Below are 11824 nucleotides of genomic sequence, written 5' to 3'. Positions count from 1 at the left end.
TCAAATCTTAATTTCTGTGCGAAAATCTGTTGCATCAAATACTTTTTAAATTCTTGGTATTCTTGATATTTTGATTCTAACAATTGTTCTTTTTTAGTAATTTCTTCAAGAAGTGCAATAATCTTTTTCTGTTCATTAATTGAGGGAATTCTAATATTCATAACTTTAAAATCTTTAGGATATAAATGAACGATTGACACTCCTTGAGCATATTTTGCAATTTCAGTTTTCTTTTGATTTAAATAATAAGTGATAAATGGTGCATATTGTGTAGTTTTAATAACTGTAATATCCCCACCAATTGCAACATGATCTTTTTGAATACATGAAGCAGTTGCTAAATCAATTGCAGTTTCACCAGAACAAGGTATTAAAATGTCATTCTTTTCAGATAATTTAAGTTCATTTTTATTTAAATTTGTTTTGGACTCAACATGGTAAATCATTTCACCATATTTGGTATATAGTTCCCCATATCTCACGCATTCAATACCATAATCAGATATATCATTTTTTGAAATTCCTTTGCCTTTTGAAAAAGTTGCAACATCATTTAATGTAACTTCATTCCAATCATCAGTGAAACCACTAAATCGGAGATTTAATTACATTCATTAATTTTTTAAAAATCATTGAAAGAATATAATTATGAAGAATAAATTAATGAATAATATAAAAAAAGCAATGAAACCATTTTTAAATGAAAATCAGCAAAATATTTTAGAAGATACCATAAATAATTTTTTTAAAGACATTGATGTGATTAAAATAGACAAAACATCATCTTTAGAAGAATCTAATAACAATTCATTATTATTAGATAGTTTTTTATCTGCAAAACAAGTTGAAGGATGTTCTGAAAGAACTATCAATTACTATAAATCCACATTATTTAAAATGTTTGATTACGTTAAAAAGAACATTAGCTATATTACAACTGATGATTTAAGAATGTATTTATCAGAATACAGAAAGATTAACGGAGCATCTAAAACCACTGTTGACAATATCCGACGTGTGCTTTCAAGTTTTTTTAGCTGGCTTGAAGATGAGGGATACATTTTAAAAAATCCTGTAAGAAGAATCCATAAAATTAAAACCAAAAAAGTTGTTAAAGAGGTTCTCTCCGATGAAAATTTTGAAGTGTTAAGAGATAAATGTGACAATATCAGAGATTTGGCAATGATTGAACTTTTAGCATCAACTGGTATACGTGTAGGTGAACTTGTTAACTTAAATATTGATGATGTTATATTTAATGAAAGAGAGTGTGTAGTATTAGGCAAAGGTGACTCTGAAAGGATAGTTTACTTTGATGCAAAAACGAAAATTCACTTGCAAAAATATTTGGACTCACGCAAAGATAATAATCCCGCACTTTTTGTATCATTTAAAAAACCATATAAACGACTTGGAATTAATGGAGTTGAGAGAAGAATACGAGAACTTGGTCAGGAAGCAAAGATAAAAAAGGTTCATCCCCATAAATTCAGAAGGACAATGGCAACAAATGCAATCGATAAAGGAATGCCTATAGAGCAAGTTCAAAAACTCTTAGGTCATGTTCAAATTGATACAACAATGCAATATGCTATGGTAAATCAGAATAATGTTAAAATATCCCATAGGAAATTTATAGGGTGATTGAATAAATTTATAACCAATTAAAACATATTTAGTTTATACATCTTTTAGATGTGGACTGCATGATGCAGACCAAATTTATTTATGCGAATAAGGATGTGTCAAAATTTGTTAATCAAATTTATCCTTATTCAAAATTACAATAACTCTTTTTCAGCCAAATATTTACCTGTCAGACTCTTTTCACAACCAATAATATCGCCCAAAGAACCGCAGGCCAAAATTTTCCCACCATTATTGTCATCATCAATTCCAATATCTATTATATAATCCGCATTGGCTATCAAATCCAGGTCATGCTCTATTACAACTACTGTGGCTCCCTTTTCAATAAGATAACCGAAGACGTTAATAAGCCGCCTGACATCCAACGGGTGAAGTCCAATGGTCGGCTCATCAAAAATGAACACTGAATTTTTCTGGGACTTTCCAATTTCTGAGGCCAGTTTCAGCCTTTGTGCTTCACCTCCGGAGAGACTAGGTGTTGCCTCACCCAATGTCAGATAACCCAATCCCAGGTCAGATAGCTTTTGAAGCTTTTTTGTAACCTTTGGAAACTCAAACAGTTCATTCAATGCCTCGTCTACTGTCAGACCCATAATGTCAGCTATGGAAAGTCCGTTATATGTCACTTCCTGAGCTTTCATGCCATATCTTGAGCCCTCACAGTCAGGGCACGTCATTTCGACATCCGGAAGGAACTGAACGTCCATTGAAACGCTTCCGGTTCCGTTGCAGGTTTCACATCTCAGTGATCCTGTATTATATGAGAAGTCAGACATCTTATATTCATCACTCAGTTTGGCAAATTCCCGTCTCAGGTCATCGAGAACCTTTGAATAGGTGGCCACTGTGCTTCTCACATTGTTTCCGATTGGAACGCTGTCAATAAGTTCTATCTTTTTTATGCCTTCGCAGTCAACATCCAGAACATCACCAGATAACTCCTCCCCGTCAATGACTGATTTGACTGCCGGATAAAGGGCTTCTAAAAGAAGAGTCGTTTTACCGCTTCCGGAAACTCCACTGACAACTGTTAATTTACCTTTAGGTATCATTACATCCATAGGCTTGACATTGTGAATTGTTCCGGTTTTTATTTGGATAAATCCGTTTTCAAAGACATCTTCTGACTTATCACGAATTACAACATTTTCAGAATTGGTGAGAAACGGCGCAATCTGTGACGAATCATTTTCTTTAATTTCATCAAGAGAACCCTCCGCTATGATGTTTCCTCCGTCGAAGCCAGCTTTTGGACCCATTTCAATCATGTAATCTGCAATGTTGAGTATTTTTGTGTCATGGTCAACGAGAATGATTGAATTTCCGTCATCAACAAGCCTTCTGATTACACTTATCAGTCCTTCGACATTGCCTGGATGAAGACCTATTGACGGCTCATCGAGAACATAAAGCACTCCTGTGGTATGGTTTCTTAATGTCTTGGCCAGCTGGACACGCTGAAGTTCTCCTGTTGAGAGTGTGTTTGATGGCCTGTCGAGTGAAATGTAGCTCAATCCCAAATCAAGAAGGATGTTTGCATTGTCCATGAACTCCTCTGATATTGCTTCAGCCATTTCCCTTAAGTCTTCAGGCAAATTAGCTATAACATCGGGAATCCACAATACAAGTTCCTTCAATGTCATTTCACATGCCCTGGAGATGTTTATTCCTCCAAGCAGTGTCTGGTTGGCCTTTGAGTTGAGCCTTGTACCACCACATTCGCTGCAGATTTTAGTTTCAAGAAATTTGTTTATCTTTGTAAGGCCTTTTTCTGTTTTTGCCTTTTTCAGGGCTTCCTCAATTGCCTTGTGGGCATTTCTGTACTCTGCATTGAGTTCAAAGAGCTTTCCGTTTTTTGAAGGAATGTTCACATACCTTTTAACTGCAGGACCATTATAGACAATATCTTTTTCCTCATCTGTCAAATCCTTAAACGGAACATCGATTCTTACGCCGAGCTCTCCTGCAACACGGTACATCCAGGATATTCCGAACTGGTTCCATGCGTCAACCGCACCTTCTTCAAGGGTTTTTGTTTCATCTAAAACCAGTTTTGTGTCATCGACATCGCGAATAAATCCCGTTCCGCTGCATTTCGGACATGCTCCGTCGGAGTTGAATGCGTATTCCTCAGCGCCAAGACCATAGAATTCCTCACCGCATTCATGACATTTAATCGGCATCTCACGTGCAACGTTAATGGTCGGCTCCTGCATATGTCCGTTTGAACAGAAATAGCTGCCGCATCTTGAATACAATAATCTCAGAGAGTTTAGAAGTTCTGTGGATGTTCCGAACGTTGAGCGGATATTCGGAATGTTCGGCCTTTGGTGAAGGGCCAGGGCTGCCGGAACGTACTGTATCAAATCGACGCTTGCCTTTCTGGTCTGTGAAATCCTGCGTCTGGTATAGGTTGAAAGTGCGTCCAGGTATCTGCGTGAGCCCTCCGAATAAAGCACTCCAAGTGCCAGTGATGATTTTCCACTTCCTGAAACGCCTGAAACAGCTACAATCTTTCCAAGAGGAATGTCCACATCAATATTTTTCAGGTTATGGACTCTTGCTCCCCTTATGATTATCATATCCTGGTACATAGGTTAATATATGGTGATTCGGCCTAAATATATTTTCATTTTTCAGTAATCTCAACATTTTCCAGAGAGCGGATTTTATCGATTCTCCTGTTTAAAAGAAGAAGGGTTATCTCCAGTGCCTTTGCGATTCCATTTTCTGATCTTTTAAACAGTGCCTCACTGTCGTTTTCAGATAAATCCGCATAAACATCAGTTGTCAATGTAATTTCATATTTGTCTGTTATAACTGATATTGCGCCACGGCCTACACCTGCAGTGGTTCCAACAGCAATATCGCAATCGCTTAAATCCTTTACTGCCTGTGCCATGATTTTGCTTACCTTTTTATCTCCGGCCTCATCATAAACTTTAATTCCTTTAATCAGCATATCAGGCTTTGGAGGATTTTCAACATTCAATATCTTTACAACAGCCTCTATTGTGGGAATAAATAGACTGCATGTTACGCTAAGCTCACCATAATCAAAATCCCCATAATCCTGAAGGTTCTCCACATATTCGCATCCGAAATTGCCTTCATAGCTCTGGGCTATTGCATGAAGTTCCCTTCCTATTTTTCCATGGGTAAAGCATTCAGCGGTTGCTATTTTTATCATTTTGATCTGCCAGCAATTTTAAAGCGTTCATCGTTATAATTTTTGCAACTTCATCTAAAGTGTATGGAGTTACGGGTTCATTGTCCCTGATCAGCTTGTTTGTTGTTAAAACCAGATGATTTTCTGTTATTCCTTCTTTTCTTAGCTCTTCAACGGCAGGATTTGAATCATCATATTCTGAAATGTCCTTGATTTCAATGTTTTCATCGCCAAAACCGAATATTCCTGCAGTTCCGATTGTCCGGGCTCCCCTTTCATGGGCATGCTTTATAATCTTTGAAGCGACAGGGATTGTATTTCCCCCTGCAATCACTATGATTACCACATCTCCTTCAATCAGGCCGATATTTTCATCGTCAATGTATTCGGGATAGCTTATGACATTTCTGAATTTTTCATCATGGGTGCATAGCTGCTTTATAAAATCCGGCTTGGATTGACCTACTTCAGCACCGAGAAGCGTGAATATTACGTCTCCGCCGTCAATTTTCTGTCCGTCGAATGCACCTATCACTTTAGGTCCTCCTCTGTGAACCTGCATCAGGTTTATTGCTATTCTTAAACCTAATCTTCCGCATCCTATCAAGTCAATTCTTCCTTTTGGAATCTGCTTATCTTCCATTTTCTGAATTTCGTCTGCCATGTTATCACTTCAGTTCTTCTATCGGTTTTTCATCAATAATTTCTATGTCAACATCAAGTTCGCTGAGGACATCTCCAAGAGCATGGAGTCCAGGAACTTCGCTTTCATGATGATTCAGGTCAATTAAAGTTACTCCCAGATTTTTGGCAAGGATTGCGCATTCCTGGGTTAAATCACCGGAAATCAGAATATCCAGATTCTTGTCCCTGGCCAATTCGGTATAGTATGGGTTTTTAAGACCGAAACCGGAAACTATTCCAACATTTTCTATGAATTCATCATCCCCCAATTTGTTCACAATTCGCACATGTGTGAAGTTATCCAAAATATTTCTTTTCAAAACGGCGAATGTCTGATTTGATCTGCACACCCTTCCGATTTTTGTTGAATCGTCAAAATATCCGACGACTTCCAGTTTGAGAGTTTCTGCAAGCGCATCGTTAGCCCCACCATCCATGATGTCCCAGTTTGAATGGATTACATATGTTGGCGTTTTCGGGACAAACAGGGGTGAGTGATGCGTTATTATCAAAGTATTTTCACAATCGGCATCGTATCGAGGCAACAAATCCATATAAATTTTAACGGATTTGATGTCCTGGTTTAAGTCATAATCACCTTTAAATCCAACCTTATCATAGCTTAAAGCCAATGATTGAGGTATTTTCTCATTTATAAATTCAATTATTTTTTTAAGTTTCATAAAATCATTTCTGAAGTTATTCTGTCAATCTCTTCTCTAATCAGCTCATCCAAATCAAAGGGTTTTATTGTAGATACCTTGAATGCGTTTACATCACTCAGCTCAATGAACTTTGCGATATCCTTCTGTTTGAAGATGACCTCTTCAAAAAAGCCCATTTCACAGGCACAGTAAAGAACCCCTGGCCTTTCAAGAAATCTATTCAGTAAGTTAGTTAACACACCTATTGTTAACGTCATTGTTCCGGATGTTTTGGTGTTGATTCCTTTGCTTTTTAAAATAGCCTTATTCTGTGAGTTGACTGCATCCAATCTTTCGTGAATATTATTTTTATCTTTTAGAAGTTTGTCATTGTCTTCAGCCACAGGATCTTCTATAATGAATGCATCAACATCCAATTTTGATGACTGTTCAACGCTTATTCCGCCAAATCCGGTTGTATCGATTACAACATCTCCAGAATATATCAAATCAAGGTCTGATGAAAATTCGATTTCATTTTTCAGACTTCCTCCCAAACCGGTTTGCAATAGCTCTTCAAGATGGGGATAAATGTCAATCAATAAAATATTTTCATATTTTCCGCTTAGTTTTTTAACGATTCCCACACCAGTAAAATAAGTTCCGATTACAACGATTTTGGCATTAAGGTCAATGTTCAGGCTTTCAATATATTCAAAAACGGCATCTGATTTTTTTGAAATGATTTCATTGAAAATGTCAATCAGTTTTATTTCAGATTTTATTGTAAACACTTCAGAGGTTATTCCAGTATCAACATTCATCATTTAGCCTTCCATTTTTTTAAATCCGATTTTTTCAAGAGCTTCACATGCTTCCTCATAGACTGCCTCTTCGATTGTCTTTTTATGAATCAGATGTGAAGGTGACATTCCGGCCGTCAGTATCCTTCCCTTATTGTCAATGAAAATCAGTAAGGAACCTGAACCGGGAATTCCCAGGCGTCCTCTGGCTATTATCAAATCGGCGTCACTCTGGTCAAGGGCAATGTATGCCTTTGCAAGTGCAGGAATTCTGCTGGTATCTGCAGTGTTGGTGTTAATCTGAAGTATTTCAGCTTCAGGAAGTCCGTATGAACTTAAAACATCGTTTAAAACTTCAACCTTGATTCCATTCTTATTTGGTATGCATATCCTTTCAGCATTTCTTATATAGTCCTGAATTTCTGCAATTTCTTCGGGAGTGTCTCCGAACCTGCCGTTGTTTTCGGACTGCTCAAATGCATTCCTTATCATCCTTTCAAATGCCATATTATCATATCTTAAAAAAAGAGATTAAATAGTTTGAGGTATCAAATCCAGTTTTTCAATGACATTTACAACTTCATTGTAGTTTCCGTATTCGGGAGATCCCACACCTTTAACTTCATGAGGATAATTGTCGGCTATTACTGTTGCCAGGTTGTTTGCACCTGCCTTAAGTGAAAATTCCACATTTTCAGGACCGACTGTCGGTGTCGGCATTGTAATTGTAATTTCAGGATACATTATTCTTGTAACGGCAACCATTTTCAGCTGTTCTTTAAGCGGAAACGCAGGATGATTTTCCATCGGCGTGCCCTCATAAGGATTGAATCCCATTATTGGAATTTCATTCAATGTCTTGAAATTGGACAAGTATCTAAGATGCCTTATCCTATCCTCCTTGCTTTCACCAAGACCTAAAAGCAGACCTGAAGACAATGCAATGCCCGCATCGCTTATCCTTTCACAGGTCAGTATCCTCTGATCAAGTGAGTCACCGGGTTTTCTTTGATAGAATATTTCCTCGTTAATTGTCTCCAAATTGCAGCAGATGGTATCGGCGCCGAGCTCTGCCAGTTCACGCACTGACTTTTCGGTCAGGTCTCCTCCGACGTTGACAAGAATTTCCAAATCGGACTGTCCTTTGACTATTCTACAGGCGTTTACTGCCTGTTTTCCCTTGTATCCATAGCCTCCGGAACAGCTTACTCGGGGAATATGTGCTTCCTCAATGGATTTTACCGCAGCCAGAATTTCATCATTGGACTTGTAGAATGCATTGTAGTATCCCTTTTCAGAGGTTTCTTCGGCAAATCCGCAATATTCACATCTAGGCTGAATCTGGCATTTGTTTGTAAGGTGAACTGTTGAAGTCAACTTAATGACTTTTGACTGATTATCTCTTATCTCGCATGCTGTCTTGAACAGTTTTTCCAAATCTTCGTCATTTTCAATGTTTAACAATTCTAAAAATTCATCATCACTTAACTCTTGACCCTGTTTTGCTTTATTTAAAATATCATCAATCAATTTAACACCTTACTCCGATTTATTAATGATTAACTTATTTTTTAATGGCTATTTCACTAACAATTAAAAAATAAGTTAAAAGAATTGTTGATAAAAATCAACAATCGTAACTTATTGTGTTTATTCGTCTTTTCCTAAGTAATCCAATACTGTAGGTACAATTTCTGCGAGAGAACCGAAGTTCATTGAATCTGCAGTACCTAATAATGCAGCAGGGTTTAAAGCATCGTCCATTTTGTCGATACCTTCATTTTGCATCAATGCGGTTACTTGGGTTAAAGCTTCGTTAGCCATCATTTGTGCAAATCCAGCAGGTGCACCTAAGATTTGGGTAACGGTGTCTCTGTAAGCTAAGATACCTGCGTAGGTAATAGCAGTTACTGCGGAACACATGTCACATACAGGACCTACCATGTTAGCAGGTAATGTGAATGCAGATCCTCTTGCTTTTTGACCTAAGTCCATTAAAGTGTCAATGGAAGCTTGGTCTGCGAAACCTTCAGCGATGTAAACCTGTCCTTTCATTTCAGGTACTGCACCTGGGTGGTAGGAAGCTACGTTGACATCGGTTCCTAAGTCTTCGAAGATTTTGTTTAATCCTGTAGTAGGAATGGTACATGCGTGAGTTACGATAGCGCCAGGTTTAATAGCATCAGCGAATTTTTCGATGATAGCAGGTTGCATACCTCCTTCAGGTAACCAGGTCATAACCCAGTCAGCGTCAGCAACAGCTTCACGGTCATCATTGATACATTTCATGCCTAAGTCTTCAGGGTGAGTGAAGTGAATTGCACCTTTTTCTGGTTTTGGTACAGTTTCAGCTAATTCTGCAACTTTTTCTCTGATTGCAGGCATTACTTCTTCAGGGTTTCCTGCTTTGTGAGCTGCAATTACTTCTGCATAATCGAAATCATCTACAACAGTGAAGTCTCCATCAAATACTGGGTCAGATACAACTACTTCATCTACACCAGCTAATTCTTATAATTCTGCACCCATTTCAATGGTTGAGTGAGTCATGGAAATGTTTTCTTTTCCTGTTGCTTCTGCAACTTCTACAGCTCTTGAGAAGTTGGTAATTCCACTTGCAGCGTGTGTTCTATAACATCCTGCACCTAAAATTGCTACTTTCATTTTTTTATCTCCTTTACCATCATCTTTTAAGAATCTTTCTTTTAATTTAGAAAGAACCATCTTTTTGTCTCCATAATTTGGATTTACTTTTTTTAAATAAATTTATTTAAAAAAATTTTACTACATGGTAAATAAATATAATTGCTTTTTTATTACAAAAATATGGTAGTTTATGCCATGTAGTAATATATTTAATTTAAAAAGTGATACTATTTAAATCTTTACATTGCGCTCATTTTAGTATTATTTTAACTATTAATTTTCCTTTTTTAGTAATACTAGTATTACTTTTTATTTATGATAAAACAATATAAAAATCTAATTTAGGTAAACCTAAAACGAAAGATATTTATTAAAGATTTCACTGAAAAATATATAAGTTAATTTAATTTCTGGAGAATTTTTCATGTATGATTTAATAAAGGATGCAGTTCATGACGATGATGCTGCAATTGAAATATCAAAAATGGATAAAGACGTGACATCTGTTGTTGATGCAATTTCCGAGCTCTCACTGGAAGAGACAATGAAACTGGGAATGCAGTTTAAGAGATTTCCCCTGGGATGTGATTTGACCGAAGTGGTTGCGGGAACCTGTGCCTCTGATTTGGAACTTATGGATCTTTTGGGAAACTGCAGACTGGCGGATACGATAGGAGCACCTATTCACATCTGCGCATATGCCTTTTCAGACATTGGTGAGAAATTTGGAATGCGCGGAGTTGAAGTGATGAAAAAGGTGCATGAAATCGTTGACGTGCCTCTTGATTTGGACCACTTCGGTGAAAACGGAGCAATGAGACTTCCGAAAAACATCAGCGGATGCGGCGGGGAATGCTATAACAAAGGCCCTGCATTTACCGAATGTCCTAGAGGAAGAATCCATGAAAGACTTATAGACAAGGAACTTTCAGAAAAGGACGATAAGGAGGAATGGATCAAATTATCATCTTCCGTTGCAGTCAATGTCACATCAGAACAGACCGGCGACGGTCATGCAGCACCATTAAGAGAAGCCGAAGACATTGCAAATTTAGCTAAAAAATACGGAAGAGGCCTGGAATCAATAATGTTTGTTGGTGACGGATATGATGAGGTAATCACAGGTTTTGAAAAGTCCATTGAAATTGGAGCTGACGTCATTGTAGTTGAAGGAGGTCCGTTCAACAGATGCGAAAATACTACGGAAGCCTTTGCAAAAACAATAGCCACCGCAAGAATACTGTCACCAGGAAAAGTTGTTGCAACCAACGGTGCATATGAACACGAAGTGAGAGCCGGATTGAGATCAGGGCTGAATATGGTGATAACAGGCTTTCCGAAAAATCATCACGGATACATGTGCGGATATGAGCCTGGAACCGCCAGAAGAGGTAAATTCGGCCTTCCAAGAATCATGCAAATCATTAATGAAGAATTCCCAAACCGTGGACTTCCAGCACAGAAACACGATTTGCTGGCAATAGCAACAGCAGTTAAGATTGCAGGACCAGGCTACATCTACCCGAGAAAAATCGGAGCTTACCACATAGGCGATGCACACTGGGCAACCCTTGTTCATTCAAGAATGTATCAAAACATTGAACTTAAACATACTCTAGATGAGATTGTAAGCCTTGCAGAGGGAAGCACGATTTCCCTGCATGGAGGACGCTTTATCTCATGGGTAATAGCTAATGAACTGGACAAATACGTTGATGAGATTATCATTTCAGATGTCGATGAATGGGTATTGAAAAACAGTGTCGATAACCTGCAAAATGCATTGAATTCAACAATTATCGCCGAAAAAGATGACAAGACTGCAGCAGACAATGCGGACTTTTCAATCGCTTCATCAACAATGATTCCTGTAAAAGAAAACATTCTCAAAAAAGTTCCGAATGCATTGACAATAGTTTAGATCAGTTTATAGTAATATTTTTTTAGAAAAAAGTAATCTATTAATAGTATTATTTTTAAAAAAAGTATTACTTTTCATTTCTTATTTTTCCAAACGTATTTAAGAAAAATTTAATCAAATCATATATTTTTTAAAATAACTTCCAAATCATATTTATTTATGGATTTTAAAAGAATTTATTTATTATTTTTAAATTTTAAAGATTTTTCATATTATGGTTAATTAATACCTGGCCATAATGAAGGACAATAACAGAACATTACTTAAAATCAAAGACATAAAATTGTTAATAATTGATTGTAAGAAT

9 protein-coding genes and 2 pseudogenes are annotated in these 11824 nt (G+C 37.1%); 2 read left to right on the top strand and 9 right to left on the bottom strand.

Translation table 11 applies throughout. The features are described from left to right. A partial coding sequence (locus tag ACKI2W_RS07265) for a restriction endonuclease subunit S (protein ID WP_407380695.1) occupies positions 1-521 on the bottom strand: 521 nt, incomplete at its 3' end. A gap of 127 nt (positions 522-648) precedes the next feature. On the opposite strand from ACKI2W_RS07265, the gene xerA reads away from it, so the two are divergent. Then, positions 649-1644, top strand: a complete 996-nt coding sequence (gene xerA, locus ACKI2W_RS07260; RefSeq protein ID WP_407380693.1) for a site-specific tyrosine recombinase/integron integrase — start codon at positions 649-651, stop codon at positions 1642-1644. A gap of 137 nt (positions 1645-1781) precedes the next feature. Here xerA and ACKI2W_RS07255 read toward each other — a convergent pair. From ACKI2W_RS07255 to hmd, 8 genes and pseudogenes are all read right to left on the bottom strand, one after another. Then, a pseudogene (locus tag ACKI2W_RS07255) lies at positions 1782-4235 on the bottom strand (excinuclease ABC subunit UvrA); the annotation flags it as partial. A 44-nt stretch (positions 4236-4279) separates the two neighbouring features. Continuing rightward, complete coding sequence (locus ACKI2W_RS07250; RefSeq protein ID WP_407380691.1) at positions 4280-4840, bottom strand: UPF0254 family protein; 561 nt, start codon at positions 4838-4840, stop codon at positions 4280-4282. Then, a complete protein-coding gene (locus tag ACKI2W_RS07245) occupies positions 4818-5483 on the bottom strand; it encodes a hypothetical protein (RefSeq protein WP_407380689.1) in 666 nt (221 codons plus the stop codon). The genes ACKI2W_RS07250 and ACKI2W_RS07245 overlap by 23 nt, the downstream gene beginning before the upstream one ends. 4 nt (positions 5484-5487) lie before the next feature. Beyond that, positions 5488-6186, bottom strand: coding sequence for a Nif3-like dinuclear metal center hexameric protein (locus ACKI2W_RS07240; RefSeq protein ID WP_407380687.1), 699 nt, complete (start codon positions 6184-6186; stop codon positions 5488-5490). After that, positions 6183-6974: an SAM-dependent methyltransferase HcgC family protein gene (locus ACKI2W_RS07235; protein WP_407380685.1), complete on the bottom strand. Its 792-nt coding sequence runs from the start codon at positions 6972-6974 to the stop codon at positions 6183-6185. Before ACKI2W_RS07235 ends, ACKI2W_RS07240 begins: the two co-directional genes overlap by 4 nt. Next, positions 6975-7457 carry a DUF3236 domain-containing protein gene (locus tag ACKI2W_RS07230; RefSeq protein ID WP_407380683.1) on the bottom strand — a complete coding sequence of 161 codons (483 nt, stop codon included), beginning with the start codon at positions 7455-7457 and terminating at the stop codon, positions 6975-6977. Between the two features lie 24 nt (positions 7458-7481). After that, complete coding sequence (hmdB, locus tag ACKI2W_RS07225) at positions 7482-8480, bottom strand: 5,10-methenyltetrahydromethanopterin hydrogenase cofactor biosynthesis protein HmdB (RefSeq protein WP_407380681.1); 999 nt, start codon at positions 8478-8480, stop codon at positions 7482-7484. Between the two features lie 120 nt (positions 8481-8600). Beyond that, a pseudogene (hmd, locus tag ACKI2W_RS07220) lies at positions 8601-9614 on the bottom strand (5,10-methenyltetrahydromethanopterin hydrogenase). A 406-nt stretch (positions 9615-10020) separates the two neighbouring features. On the opposite strand from hmd, the gene hmdC reads away from it, so the two are divergent. Next, a complete protein-coding gene (gene hmdC / locus ACKI2W_RS07215) occupies positions 10021-11517 on the top strand; it encodes a 5,10-methenyltetrahydromethanopterin hydrogenase cofactor biosynthesis protein HmdC (protein WP_407380679.1) in 1497 nt (498 codons plus the stop codon). Positions 11518-11824 lie beyond the last annotated feature (307 nt).

The sequence above is a fragment of the Methanobrevibacter sp. genome (assembly GCF_045603845.1).
In the GTDB taxonomy this organism is placed as follows: Archaea; Methanobacteriota; Methanobacteria; order Methanobacteriales; family Methanobacteriaceae; genus Methanocatella.
The sequence above is the reverse complement of the archived record's forward strand: the minus strand, read 5'-3'. Positions and strand labels throughout refer to the sequence as shown.